This window comes from Actinomadura craniellae, from assembly GCF_003289645.1.
Lineage (GTDB): Bacteria > Actinomycetota > Actinomycetes > Streptosporangiales > Streptosporangiaceae > Actinomadura_D > Actinomadura_D craniellae.
In genome coordinates this window covers 246,247-273,093 of sequence record NZ_QLYX01000008.1, presented here as the reverse complement: position 1 = coordinate 273,093, position 26,847 = coordinate 246,247, and the positions used below count along the sequence as shown (strand labels likewise).

Annotated in this window: 29 protein-coding genes; 15 read left to right on the top strand and 14 right to left on the bottom strand. The window is 72.2% G+C overall.

Translation table 11 applies throughout. The features are described 5' to 3' along the window. Positions 1-6: 6 nt before the first annotated feature. Positions 7-1,845, bottom strand: coding sequence for a Na+/H+ antiporter NhaA (nhaA, locus tag DPM19_RS19295; protein WP_111869335.1), 1,839 nt, complete (start codon positions 1,843-1,845; stop codon positions 7-9). A 178-nt stretch (positions 1,846-2,023) separates the two neighbouring features. Between nhaA and DPM19_RS36350 the strand changes: the two genes are divergently transcribed. The 4 genes from DPM19_RS36350 to DPM19_RS19275 all read left to right on the top strand — a co-directional run bounded on the left by DPM19_RS36350 (position 2,024) and on the right by DPM19_RS19275 (position 4,741). Further along, complete coding sequence (locus DPM19_RS36350; RefSeq protein ID WP_111869334.1) at positions 2,024-2,986, top strand: AraC-like ligand-binding domain-containing protein; 963 nt, start codon at positions 2,024-2,026, stop codon at positions 2,984-2,986. Positions 2,987-3,052: 66 nt separating this feature from the next. Continuing rightward, positions 3,053-3,424, top strand: coding sequence for a hypothetical protein (locus DPM19_RS19285; protein ID WP_111869333.1), 372 nt, complete (start codon positions 3,053-3,055; stop codon positions 3,422-3,424). 379 nt (positions 3,425-3,803) lie between these two features. Further along, on the top strand, positions 3,804-4,181 hold the full coding sequence (locus tag DPM19_RS19280) for a nitroreductase family deazaflavin-dependent oxidoreductase (protein WP_233510458.1): 378 nt from the start codon (positions 3,804-3,806) through the stop codon (positions 4,179-4,181). 101 nt (positions 4,182-4,282) lie between these two features. After that, positions 4,283-4,741 (top strand): hypothetical protein, encoded by a 459-nt coding sequence (locus DPM19_RS19275; protein WP_233510450.1) that lies wholly within the window; start codon positions 4,283-4,285, stop codon positions 4,739-4,741. Between the two features lie 152 nt (positions 4,742-4,893). Here the strand turns inward: DPM19_RS19275 and DPM19_RS19270 are convergent, their stop codons facing one another. Further along, positions 4,894-5,733 (bottom strand): helix-turn-helix domain-containing protein, encoded by an 840-nt coding sequence (locus DPM19_RS19270; RefSeq protein WP_111869330.1) that lies wholly within the window; start codon positions 5,731-5,733, stop codon positions 4,894-4,896. A gap of 112 nt (positions 5,734-5,845) precedes the next feature. Here DPM19_RS19270 and DPM19_RS19265 point away from each other — a divergent pair, with 112 nt between their 5' ends. Beyond that, entirely contained in the window at positions 5,846-6,439 is a 594-nt protein-coding gene (locus DPM19_RS19265; RefSeq protein ID WP_111869329.1) for an NADPH-dependent FMN reductase, read from the top strand. A gap of 39 nt (positions 6,440-6,478) precedes the next feature. Here DPM19_RS19265 and DPM19_RS19260 read toward each other — a convergent pair whose 3' ends face one another. From DPM19_RS19260 to DPM19_RS19245, 4 genes are read right to left on the bottom strand one after another with little or no spacing between them, the layout of a single operon-like run. Further along, positions 6,479-7,012, bottom strand: a complete 534-nt coding sequence (locus DPM19_RS19260; RefSeq protein ID WP_111869328.1) for a hypothetical protein — start codon at positions 7,010-7,012, stop codon at positions 6,479-6,481. 34 nt (positions 7,013-7,046) lie between these two features. After that, complete coding sequence (locus DPM19_RS19255) at positions 7,047-8,792, bottom strand: ABC-three component system protein (protein ID WP_111869327.1); 1,746 nt, start codon at positions 8,790-8,792, stop codon at positions 7,047-7,049. Continuing rightward, entirely contained in the window at positions 8,770-9,039 is a 270-nt protein-coding gene (locus DPM19_RS19250) for an ABC-three component system middle component 6 (RefSeq protein WP_111869326.1), read from the bottom strand. Before DPM19_RS19250 ends, DPM19_RS19255 begins: the two co-directional genes overlap by 23 nt. Then, positions 9,036-9,974 (bottom strand): ABC-three component system protein, encoded by a 939-nt coding sequence (locus DPM19_RS19245; protein WP_111869325.1) that lies wholly within the window; start codon positions 9,972-9,974, stop codon positions 9,036-9,038. The genes DPM19_RS19250 and DPM19_RS19245 overlap by 4 nt, the downstream gene beginning before the upstream one ends. A gap of 283 nt (positions 9,975-10,257) precedes the next feature. Here DPM19_RS19245 and DPM19_RS19240 point away from each other — a divergent pair, with 283 nt between their 5' ends. Then, positions 10,258-10,767: a hypothetical protein gene (locus tag DPM19_RS19240; protein ID WP_199485164.1), complete on the top strand. Its 510-nt coding sequence runs from the start codon at positions 10,258-10,260 to the stop codon at positions 10,765-10,767. Here the strand turns inward: DPM19_RS19240 and DPM19_RS19235 are convergent. Next, a complete protein-coding gene (locus tag DPM19_RS19235) occupies positions 10,749-11,306 on the bottom strand; it encodes a hypothetical protein (RefSeq protein ID WP_111869324.1) in 558 nt (185 codons plus the stop codon). The two genes, DPM19_RS19240 and DPM19_RS19235, sit on opposite strands and share 19 nt — an antisense overlap. Positions 11,307-11,646: 340 nt before the next feature. On the opposite strand from DPM19_RS19235, the gene DPM19_RS19230 reads away from it, so the two are divergent. Both DPM19_RS19230 and DPM19_RS19225 read left to right on the top strand, forming a co-directional pair. Beyond that, positions 11,647-12,804 carry a phosphotransferase family protein gene (locus DPM19_RS19230; protein WP_111869323.1) on the top strand — a complete coding sequence of 386 codons (1,158 nt, stop codon included), beginning with the start codon at positions 11,647-11,649 and terminating at the stop codon, positions 12,802-12,804. 91 nt (positions 12,805-12,895) lie between these two features. Further along, positions 12,896-13,756, top strand: coding sequence for a hypothetical protein (locus tag DPM19_RS19225; protein ID WP_111869322.1), 861 nt, complete (start codon positions 12,896-12,898; stop codon positions 13,754-13,756). On the opposite strand, the gene DPM19_RS19220 is transcribed toward DPM19_RS19225, so the two are convergent. Beyond that, positions 13,753-14,325: a TetR/AcrR family transcriptional regulator C-terminal domain-containing protein gene (locus DPM19_RS19220; protein WP_146778920.1), complete on the bottom strand. Its 573-nt coding sequence runs from the start codon at positions 14,323-14,325 to the stop codon at positions 13,753-13,755. The two genes, DPM19_RS19225 and DPM19_RS19220, sit on opposite strands and share 4 nt — an antisense overlap. Before the next feature lie 228 nt (positions 14,326-14,553). Between DPM19_RS19220 and DPM19_RS19215 the strand changes: the two genes are divergently transcribed. Further along, positions 14,554-14,760 (top strand): hypothetical protein, encoded by a 207-nt coding sequence (locus DPM19_RS19215; protein ID WP_111869320.1) that lies wholly within the window; start codon positions 14,554-14,556, stop codon positions 14,758-14,760. 5 nt (positions 14,761-14,765) lie between these two features. On the opposite strand, the gene DPM19_RS19210 is transcribed toward DPM19_RS19215, so the two are convergent. From DPM19_RS19210 to DPM19_RS19200, 3 genes are all read right to left on the bottom strand, one after another. Then, positions 14,766-15,005: an EF-hand domain-containing protein gene (locus DPM19_RS19210; RefSeq protein WP_111869319.1), complete on the bottom strand. Its 240-nt coding sequence runs from the start codon at positions 15,003-15,005 to the stop codon at positions 14,766-14,768. A 378-nt stretch (positions 15,006-15,383) separates the two neighbouring features. Beyond that, a complete protein-coding gene (locus tag DPM19_RS19205; RefSeq protein WP_111869318.1) occupies positions 15,384-15,641 on the bottom strand; it encodes a DUF1876 domain-containing protein in 258 nt (85 codons plus the stop codon). Positions 15,642-15,708: 67 nt separating this feature from the next. After that, positions 15,709-16,677: a CapA family protein gene (locus DPM19_RS19200; protein WP_111869317.1), complete on the bottom strand. Its 969-nt coding sequence runs from the start codon at positions 16,675-16,677 to the stop codon at positions 15,709-15,711. Positions 16,678-16,797: 120 nt separating this feature from the next. Between DPM19_RS19200 and DPM19_RS19195 the strand changes: the two genes are divergently transcribed. The 5 genes from DPM19_RS19195 to DPM19_RS19175 all read left to right on the top strand — a co-directional run bounded on the left by DPM19_RS19195 (position 16,798) and on the right by DPM19_RS19175 (position 22,433). After that, positions 16,798-18,108 carry an ATP-binding protein gene (locus DPM19_RS19195; RefSeq protein WP_111869316.1) on the top strand — a complete coding sequence of 437 codons (1,311 nt, stop codon included), beginning with the start codon at positions 16,798-16,800 and terminating at the stop codon, positions 18,106-18,108. After that, positions 18,105-19,316: a tetratricopeptide repeat protein gene (locus DPM19_RS19190; protein WP_158566826.1), complete on the top strand. Its 1,212-nt coding sequence runs from the start codon at positions 18,105-18,107 to the stop codon at positions 19,314-19,316. Before DPM19_RS19195 ends, DPM19_RS19190 begins: the two co-directional genes overlap by 4 nt. 215 nt (positions 19,317-19,531) lie before the next feature. Beyond that, positions 19,532-20,377, top strand: a complete 846-nt coding sequence (locus DPM19_RS19185; protein ID WP_111869314.1) for a hypothetical protein — start codon at positions 19,532-19,534, stop codon at positions 20,375-20,377. 635 nt (positions 20,378-21,012) lie between these two features. Beyond that, positions 21,013-21,852, top strand: a complete 840-nt coding sequence (locus DPM19_RS19180; protein WP_111869313.1) for a universal stress protein — start codon at positions 21,013-21,015, stop codon at positions 21,850-21,852. Continuing rightward, positions 21,849-22,433 (top strand): SRPBCC family protein, encoded by a 585-nt coding sequence (locus tag DPM19_RS19175; RefSeq protein WP_111869312.1) that lies wholly within the window; start codon positions 21,849-21,851, stop codon positions 22,431-22,433. Before DPM19_RS19180 ends, DPM19_RS19175 begins: the two co-directional genes overlap by 4 nt. Here the strand turns inward: DPM19_RS19175 and DPM19_RS19170 are convergent. Together DPM19_RS19170 and DPM19_RS19165 are read right to left on the bottom strand one after the other, a co-directional pair. Continuing rightward, positions 22,423-24,045, bottom strand: coding sequence for an ABC transporter permease (locus DPM19_RS19170; protein WP_111869311.1), 1,623 nt, complete (start codon positions 24,043-24,045; stop codon positions 22,423-22,425). The genes DPM19_RS19175 and DPM19_RS19170 overlap by 11 nt on opposite strands. Continuing rightward, positions 24,042-24,950, bottom strand: a complete 909-nt coding sequence (locus DPM19_RS19165; protein ID WP_111869310.1) for an ABC transporter ATP-binding protein — start codon at positions 24,948-24,950, stop codon at positions 24,042-24,044. Before DPM19_RS19165 ends, DPM19_RS19170 begins: the two co-directional genes overlap by 4 nt. Before the next feature lie 112 nt (positions 24,951-25,062). Between DPM19_RS19165 and DPM19_RS19160 the strand changes: the two genes are divergently transcribed. Continuing rightward, positions 25,063-26,451 (top strand): MBL fold metallo-hydrolase, encoded by a 1,389-nt coding sequence (locus DPM19_RS19160; protein ID WP_111869309.1) that lies wholly within the window; start codon positions 25,063-25,065, stop codon positions 26,449-26,451. Here DPM19_RS19160 and DPM19_RS19155 read toward each other — a convergent pair. Then, positions 26,448-26,801: a hypothetical protein gene (locus DPM19_RS19155; RefSeq protein WP_111869308.1), complete on the bottom strand. Its 354-nt coding sequence runs from the start codon at positions 26,799-26,801 to the stop codon at positions 26,448-26,450. The genes DPM19_RS19160 and DPM19_RS19155 overlap by 4 nt on opposite strands. Between the last annotated feature and the right edge of the window lie 46 nt (positions 26,802-26,847).

Here is a 26,847-nt window from a genome sequence, read left to right as displayed (position 1 = left end):
CCGGGCTCAGGGGCCCTCCTCCAGGACGCGGATCAGGGTGGCGGCGTCGAAGGGGCCGGCGTGCCGGTGCCCGTTGACGAAGAACGTCGGGGTGCCCTGCGCCCCGCCGGTGCCGGCGCTCTCGACGTCCTCCAGGATCCGGGACGCGTACAGGGTGTTCCACATGTCGGCCTCGAACTCGTCCAGGTCCAGGTCGAGTTCCCGGGCGAGGACGTAGATGACCTCCGCGTCCAGGCGGTCGCCGTGCGCGAACAGCAGGTCGTGCATCTCCCAGAACCGGCCCTGGGCCGCCGCGGCCTCCGCCGCCTGGGCGGCCAGTTCCGCGTGCGGGTGCACGTCGGTCAGCGGCAGGTGGCGGAAGACGTACCGCAGCCGGTCGCCGAAGTACTCCCGCACCTCCTCCACCGACCCCGTGGCCTGGCCGCAGAAGGGGCACTCGAAGTCGCCGTACTCGACCAGCGTCAGCGGCGCGCCGGCGGGCCCGCGGACGTGGTCGCGCCGGGGGTCCACCGGCGGGTCGAGCCGGGTCGGCCGGGCCTCGGGGGCCCGGCCGGGCCGGCGGGCGACGAGGAACAGCGCCCAGCCCAGCAGCGTCGCCAGCACCGAGGCCGCCAGCACGCCGACCCGGGCCTCGTCGGCCAGCAGGGGGTCGTCCAGCGCCAGGTCGACGATGAACAGGGAGATGGTGAACCCGATCCCGGACAGGGCGGCCCCGCCGGCGAGCTGGAGGGCGTTCATGCCGTGCGGCATCCGGCCGATCCCCAGCCGGGTCGCGGCCAGCGAGCCGATCATGATGCCGATCGGCTTACCGGCCACCAGCCCGGCGATGATCCCCCAGGTCAGCGGGGAGCGCATCGCCTCGGACAGCATCCGCGCGTCCAGGTGGACCCCGGCGTTCGCCAGCGCGAAGATCGGCACGATGACGTAGCCCGTCCACGGGTGGTAGAGCCGCTGCAACCGCTCGTTGAGCGAGACCGCCCGCTCGACGCCCAGCCGCGCCGCCCGGGCCAGCTCGGGGCTCGGCGACTGGCGGAACGCGTGGGTGAGCCGCTCGGCGTCCTCCACCTCGCGCCGCCCCGGCGGGTGCACCGGCACGAACAGCGCGATGACCACCCCCGCGACGGTGGGGTGCACCCCCGACTCGTACATCGCCACCCAGACCACGATGGCCACCACGAAGTACGCCGGGCCGCGCCACACCTGAAGCCGCCGCAGCATCGCCATGACGGCCATGCCGAGCGCGGCGACCAGCAGCGGCCACGGCCTCAGCTCCTCGGTGTAGAACAGCGCGATGACCAGCAGCGCGCCGACGTCGTCGGCGACGGCGAGCGTCAACAGGAAGATCCGCAGCGCGGTGGCGCGGGCCGGCCCCACCACCGCGAGGATGCCCAGCAGGAACGCGGTGTCGGTGGAGATGACGACACCCCACGCCCGGGCCGCCTCGCCGCCGGGGTTCAGCGCCAGGAAGATCATCGCGGGGAGCAGGAGCCCCGTGACCGCGCCGATGAGGGGCACCGCCGCCCGCCGCCACTCGGTGAGCTCGCCCATCGCCAGCTCGCGCTTGACCTCCAGGCCCACCACGAAAAAGAAGAACACCATCAGGCCGTCGTTGACCCAGTGCCGCAGGTCCAGCGCGATGCTCGCGTCGCCCAGCCGAACCTCGAACTCGGTGTGCCAGAAGGTCTCGTAGGTGCCCGACCACGGCGAGTTCGCCCACAGCAGCGCTACGACGGTCGCCGCCAGCAGCAGCGCGGCGCTCCCCGACTCGGTCCGCAGGAAGCGGCGCAGCGGCTCGACCGGCCGGCCGATGACGCCGCTCGGCGGGGCGAGTGTCTGACCTGCCAAGATTCCTCCCGAAGGCGCGTGCTTCCCCCACTATTCACGACCCGCGCACATCGGTTCACTGCAGCCCGGCACCCGCACCGCAAGGTGACAATCCTCTGACTCATCGTGAGGAAACCGGGCGGGGCCCCGGCCCGATGCGGTATCCCGGAGGGACGGCACATCGGGGAAGGGGCCGGCGATGAACGCTGTGATCTGCACGGACGACGTTCCGGACACCGAGCGGTTCGCGTACTTCCGCGAGATCGTCTTCCGGGAGTCCTCCCCCATGGACGTGGCGTGCGCGCGGCCCGCCGGGTTCTCCGCCCGGCTGCGCCGGGTCGACCTCGGCCCGGTGACGGTCATGGCGCTGGCCACCCGGACACCGGAATGCTGCGAGGTGCGGCGCGACCCGGCCCTGATCCGCCGGTCCGACCCCGACGCCTACCGCCTGGTGGTCAACCTGCGCGGGCACGGGACGCTGGTGCACAACGGCCGCCAGATCTCCCTCGCCCCCGGCACCCTCACGCTGCTGGACACGTCCCTGCCCTTCCACGGCGAGCGGAGCCCCGGCGTCGACCGGTGCCTGTTCGTCCGGATCCCGCGCGACCTGCTGCCGCTGCCCGCCCGCACGATCCGGCAGGTGGTCGGGGCCGAACTGGACGGCCGGTCCGGTGTCGGCGCGCTGCTCACCGACGTCGCGGTCCGCACCGTCCAGGACGCCGAGCACTACCGCCCCGCCTGCGCGCACCGCCTGTCGGCCGCGCTGGTGGACCTGCTGGAGGCGCTGCTCGCCCAGGAGTTGGAGGCGACCGCAAGCTCACCGCAGGACGCGCTGTTCCACCGGATCGAGGCGTTCGTCCACGACCGGCTGGGCGACCCCGCCCTGTCCCCCGGGACGATCGCCGCCGCCCACCACATCTCCACCCGCTCCCTGCACGCCCTGTTCCGGGCGCGCGGGCTGACCGTCGCCGGCCATGTCAGGGCCCGCCGCCTCGACCGCTGCCACCGTGACCTCGCCGACCCGCTGCTGGCCGGCCGCCCCGTCCACGCCATCGCCGCCCGGTGGGGCTTCACCGACGCCGCGCACTTCAGCCGGACCTTCAAGGCGGCCTACGGGACGAGCCCCCGGGCCGTGCGCGGAGAGTCAACCACGACGCACTGAACGTCAAGGACTTCCCGGCCCGTTCTCCCGACACTCGTAGCAGGTCCCCAGAAGGGAGAACGAGAGATGCGCACGAAGTCCAGGCAGATCATCACGGCCACCGCCGTCGCCGCCTTCCTCGCCGTCCCGGCCGCCGCGGCCCACGCCGACGGGCCCAAGCCGGTGCCGCAGTCGTCGTCGAAGCGACCGGTCGGCGACACGGTACTGCTCAGCAAGGGCGAGAAGGCCGCACCGCGGTCGTTCACCTGCGACGGAGTCGGTCACAACGACACCCGCTGGTGGGGGAACTGCCGCGTCCACTCCGGGTACGCCCGGGCCGTCACCCAGTGCTCGAACGGCTGGCGGTACGGCGCGTGGGTGGGCGTCGGCTACTGGCGCTTCGGCGGCGACTGCCACGGCCACCGCCTGCTCGGCTACGGCGTCCAGACCAGCCCCTGACCCCTGCCCGCCCCCGCCCCCCGGCCCTCCCCGGCCGGGGGGCTTCCCCGTTCCCGCCGGCGAGGAGCCCGCTCATCCATGGCGGACTTCCCGGTCTGGACGGTCCAGCCCAGACCCGCCGGCCGTCCGGCGCGACGGTGAGACCCAACGTTCACGGCCGGGCGATCCGAGATCCCACCACCAGCGGTGCGCGGCGGACCGGTCAGGAATCGAGAAGCGCCCGCGGCCGGGCGCGCCTAGCGTTACCGCCATGGACATCGAGTCGACCGGCCGGAGGTAGTCGATGGCACGGGACCAGCAGGCAGGCGGCCGCGGAAAGCGCGAGAGCGGTTCGCCCGGGGCGGTGTCGCTGTGGATACAGCGGAAAATGAACGCCCGCATGAACCGCAAGATCCGGGGTGGCCGCGGCAAGCTCATGGGCATGGACGTGCTGGTCCTGAACACGGTGGGCCGCCACAGCGGGCAGCCGCGGGAAACACCTTTGGCGTGGTTCGCCGACGGCGAGGACACCTGGCTGATCGTCGCATCGGGCGGCGGGAGCCGGCACCCGGACTGGCACGCCAACCTCATGGCGCACCCCGACCGGGCGTCGATCGAGTTGCCCAACCGCGGTGCCGTGCCGGTGACGCCGCACCGGCTCGACAGCGCCGAACGCGAGCAGGCATGGCAGCACATCACAGCCGCCCAGCCCCGCTACGCGAAGTACCAGAGCAAATCCGACCGGGAATACCCGGTGATCCGGCTCACCCCGCGGTGACCGCACACGCCCGCGGTGGCGGATCGCCGGCCGCCGCAGGCGAAGACGGCAGGCATCACGTGGGCGAGGCCGGGCGGAACCGGCCGCTGTTCTTCCTCGATGTGGACGGACCGCTCCTGCCGTTCGGCGACGGCTCGCAACGCGACCCTTCGGGCACCGGGCCGACCGTGCACCTGGCCCGGCTCGACCCGCGGGTGGGGCTCCGGCTGGCCGCGCTGCCCTGCGACCTGGTCTGGGCCACCACCTGGGAAGACGAGGCCAACACGGTGATCGCGCCCCGGATCGGGCTGCCGCGGCTACCGGTGGTGAACTGGCCCGAGCCCGCCATCGAGGACGAGCGTGAAGACCAGTGGTTCGGGCTGTGCTGGAAGACCAGGCCCCTGGTGACGTGGGCGAACCGGCGCCCCTTCATCTGGGTCGACGATGAGATCACCGACGCCGATCAGGACTGGGTATCCGCGCACCACCCCGGCCGAGCCCTGCTCCATCGCGTCCCCCCTGCCCGGGGCCTCACCGACGCCGACTTCACCACCCTCGACCACTGGCTACGAGAAGCCTGAGGCCGCGACGATCCACGGAAGGTGAAGAGCGCACACCTCCCCGTTCGGCCCGCACGGGCACGCCCGCGATCGCCATACTGATCGGGATCTTCCGCGGCCCCGCGTCCGGCCGGACGTCCCGTCGGGGGCGTCCGGCGCCGTGCCCGGCCGCGTCAACCGATCGCGCGAAGGCCGCCGCCGGGCTGGCGGCGCAGACGCTCCACGGCCCGGGCCGTCGTCTCGTCGGCGGGCAGGAGGACGACCAGTGCCTGCGCGTCGGTGCGCGGCAGTTCCAGCCGTTCCCGCTGCCACCGCAGCTCGTGCGCGGTGGGGTGGTCGAGCCGGAGCGGGACCTGCGACGGGGGCAGGTGGCGGTCGAGCCGCCCGGTGAACTCCTGGCCGGCGAGCGGGGCGAGTGCGGCCTTGAACCACTCGGAGGTCTCCGTGGACGGCCCGAACCACAGGTCGAAGGCCTGCTCGTCGGCCACCTGCTCCCAGTCGGCGAAGAACGTCCGGGCCCGCGGGTCGGTGAACACGTAGCGCGTCAGGTTCGGCTCCCGGGTCTCCAGCAGCCCGCTCCCGCGCATCACCAGCTCGAACCCGCTGGTGTGCGCGAGCACGTCACCCAGGCGGTTGGTGACGTACGCGACCGCCGGTTCGAGGAGCCGGACGGTCTCCAGCACGGTGGGGCGGACCTCGCGGCTGGGCGGTTCCGGCCGGCGGCGCCCACCACAGGCCCCATTGGTCATCTTGACGAGGTAGCGCAGGTGGTCGCGTTCCGCGGCGTCCAGGCTCAGGGCGTCGGCAAGGGCGTTGACCACGGCGGGAGACGGGTTGCGGTCGCGGCCCTGCTCGATGCGGGTGAGGTACTCGACGCTGATCCTGGCCCGGGCGGCCAGATCCGAGCGCCGCAGCCCCGGGGAGCGCCGGCGGCCCCGGTCGGGCAACCCGAACGACTCGGGCTGGATGCTGTCGCGCTTGGCGCGGACGAAGTCGCCCAGTGGCGTACCCATGGCCGGAGTCTACGAGCGGTGCCGGCGCGCTCGAACACCGCAGGCTGGCCCTGCGGGGGCCAGCCTGCGCCGGGTCTGGTTACCGCCCTCGCGGCGGTGGACCGTGGAACGCATGAGCGAGAAGCACACATTGGCCATCATCATCGGGAGCGTCCGCGAGGGCCGGTTCGGGCCCGTCGTCGCCTCCTGGGTCGCCGAGCAGGCGCGCGTACACGGCGGGTTCGACGTCGAGGTCGTCGACCTCGCCGACGTCGAACTCCCGCTGTCGTTGCCCGCGACCCCGCCGAAGTTCGCCGGCGACTCCTACCCGCGCCCCGAAGCCATGGCGCCCCTGACGTCCAGCCTGGCGGGGGCGGACGCCTTCATCCTGGTCACGCCCGAGTACAACCACAGCTACCCCGCCTCCCTGAAGGCCGCCATCGACTGGCACTACACCCACTGGACGGCCAAGCCCGTGGCCTTCGCCAGCTACGGCGGCGCGGGTGGCGGCCGCCATGCCGTCCTCCACCTGGAGAACGTCCTCACCGAACTGCACGCGGTGACCATCCGCGAGAGCCTGGCGTTCCCGAACTACTTCGCCACGTGGCAGGACGGGCAGCCGCTGGACGCCGAGGCCCCCGGCTACGCCAAGGCCCTGCTGGACCAGCTCGCCTGGTGGTCCGCCGCCCTGCGCCCCGCACGCGACGCGACCCCGTACCCCGCCTGACAGGAGCCGCGCGGGGCACCCCGGTCCCGAACGCACCGCTCAGGCGTCGATCAGTCTGGCCAGGGCGGTGCGGCGGGCCGAGGGCGCGTTGCGCAGGACTTGGCGGGCGCGCAGCAGGACGTCCACCTCGGCGGCGGCGGTGGCGGCCTCGGCGGCGACCTGGTCGACGCGGCCGAGCCCGGCGCCGGCCAGCCAGCGCGAGACCTGGGCCCAGGAGTACAACCTGATCCGGCTGCTGCGGTGGATCACCGGTGCAGGGAAGCCGCCGGGGCCGCGCTCGCCGGTGATCCAGTGCCCGACCGCCTGACCTGACCGACCGGTCTTCTCGGCGATGTCATCGACCGTGACCAGGTCCTCGGCCACGCCCGTCACCGTGAGGCCCGCGCGCTCGCTGTCGTCGATCGCCGACAGGATCGCCTCGACGGCGTTGCGCGACTCCCGGGAGAACAGGACGGCGCCACCCCGCCCATCGCCGGACGGCTGGCCGTCACCGCAGATCGCGTACAGCCGCTCGGCGACCTCCTCCAGGTCGCCCACCGGACCGACCACGAGCTCGAACCAGTACGTGCTCATGCACCCTCCTCTTCCCGCGACTCGGACGTGCCGATTACCTGTCGAAGCGGAAACCGAAGAGGCCTCCTTCAGCGTAGGCATCTGTCAGTCGAGGCTCGATGATGTAGGGGTCGGCGCCAAAGCCCAGGGCCCGGGCCTTGGCGAGATCATCCTCGTTGATCGTGACGATGTACTGCATGTTCTCGGCTGCCATGGTCTCAACAGCGATCTCCAGAGCCCGGGTCAACTGACGATCATCGACACCGTCGAAGAGATGGCTGTCATGGACCAGGAAGTCCGGACCCCGGTTCGCGCGGCGGGCTATGACGGCGATGGTCAGGTCGAAGCAGAAGATCGCCATTCGGTTGATGCCCTGGCTGACATCACTATCGATCTTCGGGGTGATCCTCAGGCTGCTCGGTCCTGGCTCGATCTTGAGATAGGACGGCCTGGTCGTACCGTAGAGACGCTGAGCGAAGTCATTGAACAGAACCTGGGCCTCGTCGGTCTGGAGGCGACGCTCCTGCAGATCGGTCTCGATGGCCTGGTTCAATCTGAGACGCTCGCTCGCGATCTCCCGCTTGCCCGCCTCAACAGCCTGAGCCGCCTCCAAGCGGTGTTGCAACGCGCCCCGCGCGGCCTCCTCCTGGCCCAGCGCCTTCTGCAGAGTCGTCAGAGCGGCGAGCGCACCACCTGCACCAAGTTGCTTGAGGATGCGGCTCTGCTCCTCCCCGAGGAGAGCCCGCTCGGCCTTACGGTTCTCCAGCCGCGTTCGGGTATCTCGGATCTCTTGCTCAAGGTAAGTACGGCGGTTGGCGACCACGGCGGCATGGAATTCGCGTACATCCTCGAACCTGCGGAGCGTTCGATCGGGGATCGAAATGCCGAGTCCTTCGTAGACGTCTTGGAGGTAGTGGACTTCCGGGTCGATGGCTTCGGCCACCGCCTTCTCCAGGTGATCGAGGTTCCGCCGATCGATGATGTCCTCGGCGCTGAGCTCCTGGATCCGCCGCGTCAGCTCATCGGCCCGAGATTTGAGCTCCTCGTACTGGGGCACCACCCGGAACTCGGCGATCTGCCGGTTCAACGCGGTGATTCTCGATTCGACAATCGCTATCTGGCCGCGGAGGTCCGCGCTCTTACCGACGACCTGACCCCATACCGGATCGTCGATCGCCTTCTTCAGCTGGTCGCGGGTGGCCTTGCGCGCCGCGAGATCCTGGTATCGCGCCGCCAGATCGGAGTCCAATCCCAGCAGGTAAGCAAGGTTCGGAGTGGCCTGCGCCTCCGGCTGCCGCGCGAAACTCCGGATGGCCTCGTTGAATCCATGGTCTCCGACCTTGCGCATCAGGAAGGACAGCAGCGCCCGCCCGCTGACTCCCGGATGCTCACCGGACAGGCCGAACAGCGCAGACTCGGTAAGCGCCTGCCAATCCCCGACCGGGACCGCGCACCGGCCTTCCGGGAGAAGCCCTGCAAGGGATGTGGGACAGGGATCTAACAGGACGTTCGCGGCTGTTTTCCCGCTCCGGCTCACTTCCATGGCTCTCGCCTGTCCCGGCCAATCGAGGCGCAGCGTGAACGTGATGTCCCGAAGGCTCGGCCGGCTGGCGAGGTGATTGCGGCTGCCTCGCGCCCCGAGCAAGAAGTGCAGGAGCTCAACAAGACTCGATTTGCCGGAACCATTACGACTGTCGGTCGAGGATGACTCTGCGGTACTTCGCGCAACCAGAAGGTTGAGCCCCTCGCGGAATTCGACCGTTTTGAAGCGTTGGTCGTCAGCCGAGAGCCGACGCAGCATGGCCCGTCCTCACCACCGTCAGCAGATCGTCGTTCAACTCCAGGGCCCCGAGTGCGTAGAGCACATCGAGCGCGAGCACGAACCAGCCAAAGGATAACGGTGCCGGGTGCCCGTTCACCTGCCGCCAGGTGCGCAGACGAGCCCAAGTTTGGCTGACTGTCAGCGGCCGATCGAGCTGAAGGATGATCTGGGCGCCAACGGCTAGAAGCGCACGATCCGGAGTAATTCCCTTCGTCGGTGTGATCATGATGTTCCCGACTGCGGTCGGCGCCACCCGGGTGGCGGAACCTCGAAGATGTCGCATTGATCGAAGAAGAACGTGACCACGACCCTGGCCGCGTCGGCCCGTTCCCAGCGGGCATGCGCCTGACCCAAGACGTACCCTTCCAACTGCCAGAGGATCTCATCTGGCTGGTCGCCGTACTCCTCCCGCATCTGGCAGTAGTACGCCGTGAACCCGGCCGCCACCTCGTCCTGCTCAGTATGGTTGATCAACCCACGGTAGTACTCCTCCACTTGGTAGACGTAGGGGCGAGCCTCTCTGAACACCTGTTGGGAGCGAGGACTGAGCCGGTTGTAGTCCGCTTTCATGGTGCTCGGCAATGGGATATCCGCGGGTCGTACATGCCGTGGACGGTTGTCGGCCAGGTGTTTCAGCAGTGGTTCGATGTCCGCCATACCCACGGCGTAACGGACTTCGCTCACCGGAATCGGCTGGCCGAGGAGTTGCTCCATCCTCGGTAGGTCCAGGATCAACGCTTCGTTCCAGAGCTTGCGTGGCCCCATCTGCCGCAGCTGGGTCTTCGGCAGCCTCCGCTGAGCCTCAGAGATCAACCCTGCGACCACCGGGTGGATACCTCGCTGGTCGTTGTGCACGAACACGAAGGCATCGAACTGCTCAGGGCGCTGTATCAGGGCGCTCTCTAAATCGCCAAAGAACTTGTCCCGAACCTTCGAGACTTGGAACGTCTCTGGTGCATAGCAGGCATAGAGATGTCCGTGGCAGGTGCAGAGCCCATCCCCGCCAAGGTCACCGATATCACCATGAGTGCGTATCGGCACGTATCCGGGGTGGCACAGCTCCATCAGTCGGTGCACCAGCTTCTCGAACTCGTTACCGCTGCTCTCGTCCACGAGCGCGCGGAACATCCCCTGCGCGTACTGCCTCTGGTGCGGAAGCACCGATCCCCCTTACAAGACCCAATACAGATCGTCGGGATCGTAGTGACTCAGCGATGTCATGTCAGGAGAACGGCGAACCCGCTTGATACGGCCACAGAGCAGGGCACGCAGCATCTCGCTTGAAGCCCTCCGGACATGACACAAACACCCCATATCGCCCGCATATGGTCAGCCGAAGGCGGGGCGGGTTAGGTCTCTCTCATTGGGGAGACCCTGGCGCGGCGGAAGTTGGCAGTGGTTTGGAGCCGAGCAAGCCAGGCCGCAGACGTGGCATTGTGCTGGGATGTCGATGTCTTCCGAGTCCGGATGGGACCGCGCGCTGACTGCCATGGACGAGCAGGAGCGCGCCGCGGCGATCGCCCTTCGGGATCGTTTCGCCGAACTGGGCGCCGACGAGCCCGAGAGCCGGGCCCTCTCCGAGATCTCCGAGAGCATCCCCCAGCTGGCCGGGTTCCTGGCGTTGCGGCGCATCTGGCCGGAGATGATCGACGGCTGGGCCGCTCCCGGCGCGCTGGAGTCCCTTCCGGCGGCCGCCCGGCTGCTGGCCGCGGGGGCCGATCGCGACGACGTCATCCGGCTCGCGCGGTGCACGGCCTACGAGGCGGTGTTCGCGATGCTCTACCGGCTGACGGGCGAGGGGCGCGACCACGAGGCATCCGAGGACACCCCGGGCTGGGTACTGATGGAGACCACGCCGCGGGGCGATCTCACCGGCCGGCCGGTCCGGGGCCTGTACGAAGACATCCTGACAATGGACCCCTCGGGGCGCGACGGTCAGGACCTCTTCAAATGACGTCCGGCCCAGTCGTCTGATGGTTCCGGGCCGTCCGACCGTTCGTCCCCGGCCGGCGCCCGGACCACGCTGAGCGTCCGGCCGCCCGAGTACGCGCCGTACCGGCAGTCCCCCGCGCGATGCCGGCACGGCGGGAGGAGCCCGCCTTCGGGCTCGGCCCGCGGCAGAGGGACGACGGTCGCCCCCGTGGCCTGGCGGGGCGGCGGGGCGTCGTCCGGTGCGTTCCCGGTCAGCAGCCTGCCGGCGAGCGCCCCGGCCAGGCCGGCGGCGACGAACAACCCCAGCCGGCCACCGTCGGCCACGCCGGTGACCGCCAGCTCACCGGACCCGTTGACGACGAACCCGGTGCACAGCAGCCACGCGACCAGGCCGAGCGCCATGCCGGTGGCGATCCGCGTGTGCAGCGACCACAGCGCGACCGTGCCGGCCAGGAACGCCGAAGCGGTGGACACGGCCACGCCCTTGAAGGCGAGCGCGAGCACGAAGACGCAGCCGGCACCGGCGACGAAATGGAAGACCGAAGCCTCTCCCCGATCCATGGCTACCTCCTCGGGACCGGCGCTCCTCCCGGGGAGCACCCCACGAGTGAAACGCCGATCCCGCGGGGACGAGCGGATCCTTGACGGCTCCTTAGCGCCCGCCTCCGGGGTTTTAACGGCCCCACCAGGCCATCCCGGCGGACGACCTCAAGGAGCCGACCGGCGTTCACCGTCACCGGCCATCTCCGCGGTGTCACGAGCCGGCACGGCACCGCCACGTCCGGACGGCGTCGGCCACCCTCCGACTACACGCTGGCCGAGCGTTCAAAAGGCGGGTACGGCCGAAGCCGCTCCGGTATGTGTCTTGCAGTCATGACTCTGAGTGCAGGAGCAATCGCCCATGGTGCCGGATGGTGCTCGGCGCAATCCGGACAAGACCTCCACCACCCACGCTGCCGAGCTGTTCGGACTGGATCCGGCCGAGCTGTACGCGGCGGCCGCACGGTCTCCCGAGGCTGCCTGTGGTTTCTACAACCGCAACGTGCGAATCGGCGACCTGCTGGTCCGGACGCCCATCGCCGGGGCGGATGGCATGGACCTGCGGATCTGGCCCGAACATGAGGTCCTGGCCGCCATCGCTCCCCACCTGGAGCATGATCCATCAGGGTTCGAGGCGCCGGAGCACCCCGAATCCCGAAGGATCACCCGCGGCGCATCTTCGGTGGGTGAGCTTGCGGAGCCGGAGCGTGCCGGGGGTGGGAGGGGCAGTCGTGCTCCGCGATTGCTGTTCGTTTCGACGGAGCCCGCCTTTCAGGTGCACGAGTTCGTTGATGGGACTCTGCTCGACGAACTCGCGCCGCGCGGGACGCGGGTGCCGGTCCACGTGGTGGAGGACGTGGCGGAGCTGTTCCGGCGGTTGCTGGACGTGCCGTTGCGGGAGTTGCCGGAGGTGCCCGGCGACTGGCCCGGCGACGGGGACACGGCCGCCTTCGCGCGGCGGCTGTCGGCGACCACCGGGGAGGTGTACGAGACCTTCCGGCACGACTACGCGGTGGAGTTCCGGCGGCTGGGGATACCGGGGGCGCCGCTGGCGCCGGTGCGGTGGGACACGCTGGGGCGGCGGCCGTTCCGGCTGGTGCATTCCGACGTGCACCGCAAGAACATGATCGTGTCCGGGGGGCGTACCGTCTTCCTGGACTGGGAGCTGGCGCTGTGGGGCGACCCGGTGTACGAGATGGCCGTCCACCTGCACAAGATGGCCTATTTCGACGACGAGCGGCACGCCCTGCTGCAGCGGTGGGCGCGGGTCATGCCGGTGGACGCCGTTCGCGGCTGGCAGGCCGATCTGGAGACGTACCTGGCGCATGAGCGGATGAAGTCCGCCATCGTGGACACCGTCCGCTACACCCAGCTCGTCCGCTCCGGTGGGCAGACTCCCGAGCAGGACCGGCAGCTGATCGTCAAGCTGACGCACAAGCTGAACGCCGCCGGCCCTTACTGGGGGCGGCGGGTCCTGGAGAGTGATCACGTGGAGCGGGTGATCCGCGCCGGGGGGTGAGTGGCCGTACCCGGTCAGCGGCGTTCACCTCGGGTTTCCTTTGGGTGGGTATCACCTGAAATATCGGTGCATACCAGCCAAGGGGGACGGCATGGTCACCTTCCACTTTCCTCGGGTAAGCCGGCCGGCCTCGCCCCGGCGACTGGCCCGCACGTCCGACGGGGACACCCCGGTCATCGAGCAGCCGATCCGCATGGTGTCGGTCGACACCCCGGAGAAGGCCGCCTACGCGGGGGCGCCGCCGACCGCGCAGCACACCCTGGACCGGTGCCGGGCCCGGCTCGCCGACGGGACCTACGCCATGCTCCCGGAGGACCTGCGCGAGTACCTGATCTCCCGGCTCACCCCGGACGCCGCCGAGCGGCACATCACCGCCGCCACCCTGGCGAGCGCGGAGTTCGAGGCGCTCCAGGACCGCCGGCTCACCCGACCCAACGGGCGGCGCCGCCGGACCGCCGTGATCCCCACCGGAGAGGTGATCGACCGCTACGGGCGGATGCTCGCCTACGTCGCCCCCTGGTACGAGGGCGGCAACGTCGATCCGCTGCCGCCGCCGGACGATCCGGGACGGCGCACGTTCAACCTGGACATGGTCGCCTCCGGCTGGGGCGCCATGTTCCTGATCTACCCGTCCCTGCCGCACGACCGGGACCTGAACCTGCTGATCGACGAGGCCGCCCGCGCCTGGGACGGGCGGCGGGGCATGTGGGCCGAGTTCGGCGAGGACCTGCTGCTCGCCTACGAGTACCGCGCCTGCGTCAAGCTCGGCGTCGCCAAGATGGAGGACCCGGCGGAGACTGCCGCCGGCGCCTTCCAGCGCATCTGCGTCGACCTGCGCAACCTGCGGGTGGTCGGGCCGCACGGCTACTTCGAGGTCCCGCCGTCCCACCGGCTGTGGATCTGGGCGGACGACTTCGACCAGGCCAGCAAGGACCTCAAACTGCCGGGCTAGTCGAGCCGGAGCCCGTGCGCGATGCCGGCGGCGTACTCCTCGCCGGACGGCAGGTCGTCGCCGCCCATCAGCGTCATGTTGTACACGTAGCCGAGGCATCCGCCGGTCAGCAGCCGGGCGACGGCCAGGGGGTCCACGTCCGGCCCGACCCTGCCCAGCTTCTGTTCCCTGCGCAGGTAGTCGGCGATGGCCTCGTCGCCCCGCTCCGGGCCGAACCCGCCCGCCCGCATCACCTGGCGGAGCCGGATGAGCTGCGCGGGGCTGGCGAGGACCGGCAGCTTGGCGGGGAAGAGGGACCGGTAGAAGTCGATGGTCACCTGCGCGGCGGTGGTCAGGTTCCCGCGCACGGTCGCCTGCCCGGCCTGTCCGAGCAGGTCGGACATCACGCCCACGTAGACGGGCAGGCTGTCTTGAAGCAAGGCGAGGTAGACGTCCAGATGGCCCTGGCCGGAGGCGGGCTGGGCGGAGAACCGGGTGTCGCTCACCGCCTCGACCACGATCCGGCGCACGTCGCTCGTCGAGGCCGGACACGCCGGCTGGGGCGGGCTCTGTTCCCTGTTGGAGTACATGGCCTTCCACGGGGGTGAGAGGGCACCGATCGCGCCGCCGGGGGAAGCGGCGGGTGCCGATCCCGTCCCGGACGGTGAAGACGAGCTTATGTGTTCTACCTAATGTGCGCCCGCACACCGCGAGATTTGTTCATCAGATGAGGACGCGCGTCACGACGTGATCGAATCGCCGCGTAACGGAGCCGACGAAGGGCATGGGGGACGACGACCGGCTGAGAGAGGATCGGCATGAAACACGACGACGACGGGCTGCGGGCCGAGAGCGACACGGTGGCGGAGCGCTCCGGGGGCGAGGCCATGACGCCGAGCGGGCGGCGAGTCGTGCCGAGGGACGTCCCGGCGGACGACCCGGACCTGCCCGAGGAGCTACGCCGGGGCGAACCGGCGGAACCCGAGAGCGAGGAGCAGCCGCAGGACGTCGGGCCCACCTCCTGAGGGCTTCAGAGGTGGCGGGACCAGCCGTTGGTCTCGATGAGGACCTGGAACTCGGCGAAGGAGATCAGGCCGTCGCGGTCGGTGTCGGCCGTCTCGAAGCGGTCCTGCGTCTCGTGCCGCGCCCAGGACAGGCCCAGTTCCTCCAGAATCATGGTGAAGCCCATTAGATCGAGCTTGCCGTCGCCATCCGCGTCCACTCGCCGGAACGCGGTGGAAAGGCCGTGCTCGATCGGTTCGGCAGTCATGATCCTCCTTTTGGGGCGGCCCGATGGGTGCCCGCATCATGGCATATGCGTAGTAACTACGGGCGTCACATATCTGAACGGCCAACGTTGGAGACCCGCACGCGGTTCCGGCCCGGTCCCGAACCCCTTTCACCACGCAGGCCGATCCGAATAACGCACCGCCGAAACTCCGCCCGCTTCCGCGCAAGCCGGAACCGCGCGGCGGCCCGCACGCGCGGGACAGGCTTGGTCACCCGGCGCCGAGGCCGGGTCTCCTGGACGGTGGCCCGCGCACAAGACGGGCGACGCGGGACGCCCGTCACCGCGTAGCCGGCACCTGCCGGTGGCCCGCGCGCGGGACGGGCGATGATCCCCGCGCGGTGGTCTATGGCGGTTCCGTCAGGTGCTGGCGGAACCGGTGAACTGGGCGATGTCCTGCCCCGCGACGCTCTGCAGGCGGCCGGCCAGGTCGGCCAGCGCGCGGGCGACCGCGAGTTCGTCGCCGATCTCCGGGACCTCGCGGTCGGCCGGGTTGCGGCGGGCCCGGCCGACGCCGGTGGCCCGCATCGTCCCGTCGGTGGACAGCACGGCCCGGGCCACGGTGGTCGGGTCCTCTTCGCTGATGTGGATCTGGATGGTCCAGTCTTTGGCCTTCATGACAGCCCCCTTGATGCTCTTTCCAGAACGTCCCCGCTGGTCGGGGACTAATGCAGGGAAATGTCCTTTATGTCTGCTCGGTGGGTCGGACCGCCAGCAGGCCGTCCTCCTCCACCACCCGCGCCGCCCCCAGCGCCGCGCACGCCGTGGCGAACCGGGTCCGGACCCACTCCCGCTCGGCCCCCTCCGCCAGCCGCGTCCGGCCGTAGTCCAGGGCCAGCGGCGCCGCCCGCACCTCGGGCGGGCCGGCCCCGTCCAGCGTGACCAGGAACAGCAGGCCGAGATCGTTGCGCAGCCGCGGGTCCACCGCGTAGTCGTCGATGAAGTCGCCCAGGTCGTAGAGGACCCGGCCGGTCACACCGTGGAATACGTGCGCGGAGTGACCCGCGACCAGCGTCGCCCCCGCGCCGACCAGGTCCGCCGCGGCGGCGCGCACGTACGGCAGCGGGTCGGCGGTCATGTTCGGCCCCCAGTGCGGGGTGACGAGCACGACCTCGGCGTCGCCGCGCAGCCGCCGGATCTCCTCGGCCGCCCAGCCCGGGACACCGGAGAACAGGTCCGCGTGGGCGACCCCCGGCCGGTCCGGCGCGGCGGCGTAGTCCGCAGGGTGGTCGGTCAGCCCCAGCACCGCCACCCGGGTCCCCCCGGCCGCCAGGATCGCGGGGGCGCGGGCCGCGGCCAGATCGGGGCCGGCGCCGACCGTGCGGACCCCCGCCCGCCGCAACCCGTCGAGGGTGTCGGCGAGCGCGTCGAAGCCGAAGTCCAGGGCATGGTTGTTGGCCAGCGTGACGCAGCCGACCCCCAGCGCGGCCAGCGCCTCCGCCGCCCGCGGCGGCGCCCGGAAGTGGAACCGCCGCTCCGGCCACGGCTCGCCCCGGCCCGAAATGCAGCATTCGAGGTTGAGCACCGTCAGGTCGGCCGCCGCCAGGAGGTCGCGGACCCCGGCGGAGAACAGTTCGGCCGCGGGATCCGCGACCAGCCGGGCCGCCACCCCACGTCCCAGCATCGTGTCGCCCGCCAGCGCGATCGTCGCCATCGAAATCACCCCCTCGTCACGGCCCTGCCCGCCATACCGGCGGGCGCACCCGGTTCCGGGCCGGGCCCGTCATCCCGGAGACTGGACGCCTCACCCCCCGAGCCGAAGGAGCCGGAACCCGTGACCGACGCTGCCGCGCTGGACGCGCTGCGCGAGGCGGCCCGCCTGTCGCCCGACAACCCCCCGTTGCGGCGGCTGCTGGCGGAACGGCTGCTGACGGCCGGCCTCCTCGCCGAGGCCGAGACCGAGTTCCAGGCGGCCCTGCTCCTCGCCCCCGGAGACGCCGGCATCGTCACGGGCCTGGCCGAGGCGTTCGTCCGGCAGGGCAAGCACGGCGCGGCGCTGGCCGCGCTGGAGTCGCTGCCCGACCTGCCGCCCCGCGCCGGGGTGGTCGCGGCCCGGGCACTGGTCGCCGAGGGCGACCTGGGCGCCGCCAACCAGCGGTACTGGACGGCCCTCGCGGCGGACCCGTCCCTGGCCGACCCCGAACTGGCCGCCCGGCTCGTCCCGGGGGTCGCCGAACCGCTACCGGTGCAGGCCCCGCCCGTCGAGATCGCCGCGGAGACCGAGCGGCCACGCACCACCTTCGCCGACGTGGCGGGAATGGAGGCGGTCAAGGAGACTCTGCGGATGAAGCTGCTGCTACCCGTGCAGCGGCCCGAACTGTTCGCCGCCTACGGCAAGCGGGCCGGCGGCGGAGTCCTGCTGTACGGCCCGCCGGGCTGCGGCAAGACGCACCTGGCCCGGGCCGCGGCCGGCGAACTGGGCGCCGCGTTCATCGACGTCGGGCTCGCCGACATCCTCGACATGTACGTCGGGTCCAGCGAGCGCAACCTGAAGGCGATATTCGAGCAGGCCCGCGCCCGCCGGCCGTGCGTCCTGTTCTTCGACGAGGTGGACGCGCTGGCCGCCCGCCGCGCCGACATGCGGGCGGCGCACAACCGGCAGATCGTCAACCAGTTCCTGGCCGAGCTGGACGGGGTGGACGACGAGGCCAACGAGGGGGTGCTGGTGCTGGCCGCCACCAACGCCCCCTGGTACATCGACGTGGCGTTCCGGCGGCCCGGCCGGTTCGACCAGATGGTGTTCGTGCCGCCGCCCGACCTGCACGCCCGGGCCGCGATCCTCGCCCTCCAGCTACGGGACAAACCGCTGGGCGAACTCGACTTCCTCCAGGTCGCCAAGGCCACCGACTGGTTCGTCGGCGCCGACCTGGCCGGCATCGTGGACCGCGCGGTCGAAGCCAAGCTGCACGAGTCGCTGCGGGCCGGGCACCCGCTGCCACTGCACACCGCCGACCTGCTGGCCGCGGCGAAGGCCGTCCGGCCCAGCGTGGTGCGCGAATGGCTGGCCACCGCCCGCAACTACGTGATGCACTCCAACGAGAGCGGGGTCTGGGACGAGCTGCGCCCCTGGCTGGACCGGCGGTGAGCGACACCCTCGAACGGGCCCGGACGCTGCTGCGGCTGCGCCGCCCCGAAGCCGCCGAACGGGAACTGCGCGAGATCCTGGCGCGCGACCCGCAGCAGCCGATGGCGCACGCGCTGCTCGCGTACGCGCTGACGGAGGTCGGCTCCCTCGACGCCGCGCTGGCCGCGGCGAACGAGGCGGTCCGGCTCTCCCCCGACCACTGGTACCCGCACTACGTGGCGGCCCTGGTGCTGCGGCGCCGGGACCGCCCGCACGACGCCCTGCACGCCGCCCGCACCGCGCTGGCGATCGACCCGACCCGGCCGTCGGCCTGGGAGCTGGTCTCCCGGATCCACATGAGCCTGCACGAGTGGTGGCCCGCCGCCCAGGCCGCCCAGGAGGGGCTGCGCCACGACCCGCAGGACAGCGCGCTGACCAGCCTGCTCAGCGTCTCGCTCGCCGAGGTCTCCGGGGCGCCGGGGGCGCTGGCCGCCGCGGCCGAGGCGGTCCGGCTCGACCCCGAGACGCCGCTGCCGCACATCGCGTACGGGCGGGCCGCCCTGGCCGGCGGCGACCCCCGGACGGCGGCGGAGGCGTTCCGGGAGGCGCTGCGGCTCGACCCCGGCTGGACCCCCGGCCGGTGGCTGCTGCTGCTCTCGCTGAAACTGCGCAACCCCTGCCACCGGATCCTGTACCGGCTCGCCGGGCTGCGGGAGGCGTCGCGCGGACGGGTCCTGCTGACGCTGGCGCTCGGCGCGGTGATCCCGCTCGTCACCCTGCTCGTCCTGCTGCTCACCCTCGGGTTCTGGGCGTTGGCGGTGACCGAGACCTACCTGGCGCTGCGGCTGCGGGCCGACCCGCGGCACCGGGACCTGATCGGACGTGCGGAACGGCGGGCCGCCGGCATCTCCGTCACCGCCCTGGGGTCGGGTGCGGTGCTGCTGGGCGCGGGTGCCGCCCTGTCCCTGCCCGGGGTGGGGTACGCGGGGGCGGCCCTGCTGGCGCTCCCCGTCCCGGTCCAGGAGTCCCTGTTCTACCCCCGCCCGCGCGGGCGGGCGATCCTGTGGGGCTGGACGGCGCTGCTCGCCGTGCCGATCGCGGTCGGAGTGGCGCTGTCGCCGTTCCCCGCCACCGCGGACGCCGCGGTCGTAACGGGTGGTTTCGCGATGCTCGCCGCCCTGTTCACGGTCTGGCCGGCCGTCCTGGCGCACCCCCGCCCACCGAAGTAGGCGGGGAGGCGCCCGTGCGGACCGCAGGGCACGTGACGGTCCGCACGGGCACCGCCGCAGTGGCCGGTTGTCACCGGAACGCCGAGTCTTCCGAACCGGCACCGCGGAGTTCCCCCGGAACCGGCCGCATCCGCCGGCCGGTCCCGCACGCGCCGCCGAAGCGGCGCTCCCAGGGGTCGGCTTACTCGAAGCCGGCCCGTGCAGCCGGTCCACCGGTGGACTTCGCCGTCACCGGTGCCGGCGCGGAAGGCCGGGCTCAACGAGCCTGCCGCCCCTGGACGTCAATCCTGCTCGGGGCCCTGCTGCTCCCCGGGCCCCTGCGGGCCGTGCTCACCATGCCCATCGTGGCCGCCCTGCGGGCCGTGCTCACCGTGGCCGCCCTGCGGGCCGTGCTCACCGTGGCCACCCTGCGGGCCGTGCTCACCGTGGCCACCCTGCGGGCCGTGCTCACCGTGGCCACCCTGCGGGCCGTGCTCACCGTGGCCACCCTGCGGGCCGTGCTCACCGTGGCCACCCTGCGGGCCGTGCTCACCGTGGCCACCCTGCGGGCCGTGCTCACCGTGGCCACCCTGCGGGCCGTGCTCACCGTGGCCACCCTGCGGGCCGTGCTCACCGTGGCCGTCCCGCGGGCCGTGGCCGCCCCGCGGACCATGCTCACCGCGCCCATCGTGCGGGCCGTGCTCACCTCGCGGACCGTGCTCGCCCTGCGGACCGTGCTCACCGTGGCCGTCCCGCGGGCCGTGGCCGCCCTGCGGACCATGCCCATCACGGCCATCGTGCGGCCCATGCTCACCGTGGCCATCCCGCGGGCCGTGACCGCCCTGCGGACCATGCCCATCGCGACCATCGTGGCCATCGTTCGGGCCATGCTCGTCCCTCGGGCCGTGCTCGCCGTGCGGACCGTGGCCACCCTGCTCGCCGTGCTCGCCGTGGCCATCCTTCGGGCCATGCTCACCGTGCTCGCCCCGCGGGCCGTGCTCGCCTCGCGGGCCGTGGCCGTGCTGCGGGCCGTGCGGTCCGGCCTCGTGCCGCGGCCGCTCCTCCGGGCGCTGTGCGTGTGACGGCTGCTGGAAGCCCAGCAGGTCCATCAGGTCCGGCTGCGAGATGAGGTAGATCGAGGGCTCCGGGTACTCCCCCGGCCGGTGCTGGTTCGCCGGCTGGTGGTGCGCCGTCGGCCCGTAGGGCTGCGGGGAGTGCCCTGGCTGGTGGCCGTGCCGCGGGCGCTGCTCCTGCTGGAACTGGTACGGCTGGAACTGGTACTGCTCGGGCGCCTGGTGCGTGAACGGCCCCTGGAAGGGCTGCATCGGCTGGTGGTGGCCCTGGTAGGGCTGGAACTGGTAGTACGGCCCCTGCTGGTGCCCGGGCTCGGGTTCGGGCACCAGCGTCGACGCCGAGGCCGGTCCTGCGGTGGAAAGCGCGGCCCCGGCCGCTGCCGCGGCCAGGAACATGCGCCTTCTCGCTCGCGAATTCATTCGATCCCCCTTCGTACGGGCTTTGTGACCCGCACAGAGGACTATCCACACTCACCGGAGCGGGACCGCTACACGCAGTAAAGATACGGCCATTCAAACCCATCGGGCTGCCGGGCGAGTCGTATAGATCCGCTGAACTCCCCGTATTCAGGACCTTTGGCTTTGCCCGTCTAGGGAAGAGGACGCCTAACGTCGAGAAGATCCGATAAGACAGGAGAACCACCATGCGGGACCCGATCATCGTGGGAGTCGACGGCTCGGAGCGGGCCCGGCGGGCGATCGACTGGGCCGCCGCCGAAGCCGAGTTGCACGACCTGCCCGTCCGGCTGGTGAACGCGTCCATGCTGCTGGTCCGCGACGGGTCGCTGACCGAGGAGGGCTACGCGCGGCAGGACGCCACCCGCACCGAACTGCTGGAGGAGGCCCGGGACCGGGTGCTGCGCCGCGCCCCCGGCCTGGAGGTGACGACGGACCTGCTGGCGGGCGAGCCCGGCCGGGCCCTGCTCGACGAGAGCGAGAACGCCTCGATGCTGGTCCTCGGATCCCGCGGGGTCGGCGGCTTCGAGGGGCTGCTGCTCGGCTCGGTCTCACTGCACGTGGCGGCCCGGGCCACCCGTCCGGTGGTGGTGGTCCCGCTCACCGCACCCGACCCGGCGGACGCCCCCGCCGAGATCGTGGTCGGTGTCGACGAGGACTCCCCCGCCGGGTCCGCCCTCGACTGGGCGTACCGCGAGGCCGACCTGCGCAAGGCCCGGCTGACCTCCCTGTACGCCGTCGGCGGGGTGTTCGGCGCCCCCGAGCAGCAGGTCGGCGAGGGCCTGGGGCCGTCGCCGGTGCTGGCGGAACACGGGTCGCGGTACCCGGGTGTCCAGGTCTCGCGCACCGTGGTCGACGAGCGGCCGGGGTCCTCCCTCGTGACGGCCTCCGAGCGCGCCGCGCTGGTCGTCGTCGGCGCGCACCGGCAGCGCGGCATCCTGGGCCTGGGGCTGGGCCGCACCAACCACACCGTGCTGCACCACAGCCGGTGCCCCATCGTGGTCGTCCCCGAACCGGAGCGATCATGAACAGCAGGCTGCGGCTCGCGGTGCGCCTCGGCCTGGTGGTGGCGGGGCTGGCCGCCGCGTACCCCCGGATGTGGCGCCGCTGGTGCCTGACCTGGGGGGCGACCGCCGAGGAGGCCGAACGGGCGCTGCCCGGCGACGAGTTAATGCCGCATCCCGGCGTCCTCTCCACCCGGGCGGTCACGATCCAGGCGGCGCCCGCCGCGATCTGGCCCTGGCTGGTACGGCTGGGCGGCGGGCGCACCCACGACCGGCTGGAGAACCTGCTCGGGCGCGGCGCGGGCGGGCCCGCCTGGGACCCCCGGACGGTGCGGTCACGCATGCAGGTGGCGGTCCTGGAGCCGGAGCGCACGCTGGTGTTCCGCTCCCCCGCCGGCGACCGGGTGCAGGCGTTCGTCCTGCGGCCGGAGGGGACGGCGACCCGGCTGATCAGCCGTAACCGGGTCGCCGGCGCCGGCACCGGCTCGGCCGCTCGGCGGCTGCTCGACTCCGTGCTGCGGGAGCCGGGCGACCTGGTCCTGGAGCGCCGGATGCTGCTGGACGTCAAGGAGCGCGCCGAGCGGCGCCCGGAGCTCACATCGTGAGGTCGCGCCGCCGGAACGCCGCGACGCCCGCCGCGGTGAGCAGCAGCCCGGCGGCGAGCAGGCTGAGGATCGGCGTCACCGCGACCTCGGCGGCCGGCACCGGCGGCAGGTGCGTGAACGGCGAGATGTCGAGGACCGGCTGCGGCAGTTCGAGCAGCAGGCCGACCTGCCCCAGCAGCACGCAGACCACCAGCGCCCCCCACGCCAGGGCGACGGCCCGGCCCGGCAGCAGGCCGATCACGGCGACCACGGCCCCGGCGAGCGCCAGCGGCCCCGGCGCCTGGGCCAGCGCCGCCCCGGCCAGCGAGACCACCTGGCCCGGCACGTCCCCGACGATCAGGCCGTAGGAGAGCCCGGCGCCCGACCCCAGCAGCACGAGCAGGAGGACGGTGCCGGCCGTCGCGATGAGGATGTGGCCCAGCATCCACCGGGGCCGGCTCACCGCCGTGGCCAGCAGCGGTTCCAGCACCCCGGAGGACTCCTCGGCCCGCATCCGCAGCAGCGCCTGGACGGTGTAGCCGGCGGCCGCGATCGCCATCAACCCCAGCACCATGCCGAAGTACATGTCGGCGGGTGTGCCGTCGGTGCCGAACTGCCGGAAGACCTCGGCGAGCTGGGGGTTGTTCTCCAGCATCTCGTCGATCTCCTCGCCGAGCGCGCCGAAGGTGACGCCCAGCACCACCATCGCCACGGACCAGCCGAGCACGGCCCCGCGCTGCAGCCGCCAGGCCAGCCCGAGCGGGCGGAGCAGGCCGCGGGGGGCCGTCGCGGGCCCCGCCCGGTCGGGCAGCATCCCCGCGCCGAGGTCGCGGTGGGCGGTGAGCGCGTACGCCAGCGCGACCAGCAGCCCGGCCAGGACGGCGAGCAGCCCCAGCACCCACCAGTTGGTCTCGGTGAAGGGTTTCAGCTGGTGCCCCCAGCCGATCGGGGACAGCCAGGAGAAGAACGCGCTGTCGGTGGTCACCCCGCCTGGCGCCTGCTCGCCCAGCGAGTCGCCCACCGCGCGCAGCAGGAACGCCAGCCCGAGCCCGGCGGCGGCGAGCCCGTTGGCCCCGCGGGAGGTCCCGGAGAGCTGGGCGGCGACGGCGGCCACGCCCGCGAAGACGACGCCGACCAGGCCCAGGGCCAGGCCGATCCCCCAGGAACCCGCCGGGGACAGGCCGTTCGCGTTCAGCAGCAGCCCGACGAGCACCGCCAGCGCCGCGTTGGCGCCGGCCACCGTGATCAGCGCGGCGGTCAGCGGCGCGTGCCGCCCGACGATCGCGGAGCCGACCAGCTCGGCCCGGCCCGTCTCCTCGTTCTGCCGGGTGTGCCGGACCACCGCCATCGTGCTCATCAGGGCGACGAACACGGCCAGCACGGTGAACGTCTCGGTCATGGTGATCGAGCCGAGGTCGGTGCCGAGCACCGGGCCGTTGAACGCCATGGCGGCCGGGTTGGCCGCGGTGACCGCGTACGCCGCGCGCTCGGCGTCGGTGGTGTAGGCGCCGCTCACGCTCGCCGCGGTCGCGGCGAGCACGCCGCCCAGGCCGAAGACCCAGACCGGGAGCTGGACGCGGTCGCGGCGCAGCGCCAGCCGGGCCAGCCGCGCGGTGCCGGTGAAGGAGCTCATTTCGCCTCGGCCTCCGCGGGTGCGTCGCCGCCGTAGAAGCGCAGGAACAGTTCCTCCAGGCTGGGCGGCGTGCTGGTCAGGTCCAGCACGCCGAACCCGGCCAGGTGCCGCAGGACCGCGTCGAACCGGCCCGGCTCGATCTCGAACCGGGTGGTGTCGTCACCGTTGCGGACGTCGTGCACGCCCGGCAGTCCGTCCAGCCCGGTGACCGGGCGTTCGGTGCGCACCGACACGGTGGTCCGGGTCAGGTGCCGCAGCTCGCCCAGCGTCCCCGACTCGACGATGCGGCCCTCCCGGATGATGCTGATCCGGTCGCACAGCGCCTCGACCTCGCCGAGGATGTGGCTCGACAGCAGCACCGTCCGGCCGGCCTCCCGGGCCTCCTGGACGTAGCTCCGGAAGACCGAGTCCATCAGCGGGTCCAGCCCCGCGGTCGGCTCGTCCAGGACGTACAGCTCGACGTCGGAGGCGAAGGCGGCGACGAGGGCCACCTTCTGCCGGTTGCCCTTGGAGTAGGCCCGGCACTTCTTGGTGGGGTCGAGCTCGAACCGCTCCACCAGCTCGGCCCGGCGGCCCGGGTCGAGCCCGCCGCGCAACGCCCCGAACAGGTCGATGGCCTCGCCACCGGACAGGTTGGGCCACAGGTTCACGTCCCCCGGGACGTACGCCAGCCTGCGGTGCAGGGAGACCGCGTCCCGCCAGGGGTCGGCCCCGAGCACGCTCACCTCGCCGGAGTCGCGCCGCAGCAACCCCAGCAGCACCCGGATGGTGGTGGACTTCCCGGCACCGTTGGGGCCCAGGAAACCGTGCACTTCGCCCGTCCGGACGGACAGGTCGAGCTCGTCGAGGGCGCGTGTGGGACCGAACGTCTTGACCAGTTTCGTCACGGAGATCGCCGCCGTCATGGCACACACCCCATCACCACGACCCGACTCTTCCAAGCCCCTCACCGAACAAGGCCGCAAAAACCCCCGGAGATCAAACCCCTATGGGGTATATGCCGGGTAGGCGGAGAAGATGACGATCGACGTTCGGGTCGTGGAGACCTCCTCGCTGGGTGACCGCAGCCACCTGGCCACTGACGGCCAGGTCGCGGTGGCGGTCGATCCGCAGCGCGACATCGACCGGATGCTCCGGCTGGCCGGGCGGCTGGACGTCCGGATCACCCATGTGGTGGAGACGCACCTGCACAACGACTACGTCTCCGGCGGGCTGGCGCTGTCCCGGCTGACCGGGGCCGCGTACCTGGTGGGGGCGGCCGAGCAGGTGGACTTCGACCGCGTCCCCGTCGCCGAGGGCGAGGAGGTCGAGATCTCCGACCGGATGCGGCTGCGGGCGGTGGCCACCCCGGGGCACACCTTCCACCACCTCTCGTACGTGCTGTCCGGGCCGGACGGGCCGGTCGGGGTCTTCACCGGCGGCTCGCTGCTGTTCGGCACCACCGGCCGGCCCGACCTGTCCGGCCCGGAGCACTCCGGTGAGCTGGCGCACGCCCAGCACGCCTCGGCCCGGCGGCTGGCCGACCTGCTGCCCGACGGCGTCCGGGTCTGGCCGACGCACGGCTTCGGCAGCTTCTGCTCGGCCACCCAGTCGGACGCCGACGAGTCCACGATCGGCCGGGAGCGGGCCGTCAACCCGGTGCTGCTGCTGGCCGCCGACGAGTTCGTCACCGAGACCCTGGCCGGGCTGGACGCCTACCCCGCCTACTACGCGCACATGGGGGCGATCAACGCGGCGGGGCCGGGCCCGATCGACCTCAGCCCGGTGCGCCGCGCCGACCCCGGCGAGCTGGCGGGCCGGATCGCGGCCGGCGAGTGGGTGGTGGACCTGCGCAGCCGGCGGGCGTTCGCGCGGCGGCACCTGGCCGGCACCCTGAGCTTCGGGCTGGACGGGCCGATGGCCACCTGGCTGGGCTGGCTGGCCCCGACGGAGGCGCCGATCACCCTGCTCGGCGAGTCGGCCGAGCAGGTCGCCGCCGCCCAGCGGGAGCTGGCCCGGATCGGCGTGGACCGTCCGGCGGCGAGCGCTGTCGGGACGCCCGAGCGGTGGGGAGAGCGGCTGGGCGCGCTGCCGGTGGCCGCGTTCGAGGACCTGGCCGCCGCGCGGGCGGGCCGGTCCCCGCACGGGGCACTCGCCCCCGACGTCGTCCTGGACGTGCGGATGCCCCGCGAGTGGCGCGAGGGGCACCTCGACGGCGCCGTCCACATCCCGCTGCCCGACCTGCCCGCCCGGATCGACGAGGTCCCGGCGGGGACGGTGTGGGTGCACTGCGGGTCCGGCTACCGCGCCGCCGCGGCCGCGGCGCTGCTGCTGCGGGCCGGCCGGCGGGTGGTGCACATCGACGACGACTACCCGAAGGCCGCCGCCGGGGCGGGGCTGACGATCGTCGCCGAGGAGCGCCCTTAGGTCCAGAAGACGGCGACGCCCACGTTGACCAGGGCGAGCAGGCCGATCGCCATGAAGGCGCCCTTGGCCAGCGGCTTCCTGCGGCCCATGACCAGCAGCACCAGGACGGCCAGCACGACGAGCAGCTTCACCCCGACCTTGGGGTGGTTGACCGGGTCGTCCCCGCTCTCCAGCACCCCGACCAGGGCGAGGCCGGTGACGAGCTGGGTGAGCGCGCCGTGGAGCATCCCCGTGCCCGGGAGGTACCGGCCGTTCTCCGGCCGGGTGGCGACCTGGGCGACGAAGGCGCCGATGAGCACCGCCAGCCCGATGAAGTGCAGGAAGAGCAGCAGCTGCCGGACGAACTCCATGGGGGACCCTTCACGGTGGGCGGGCGAACCGACGAGGTCCCCAAAA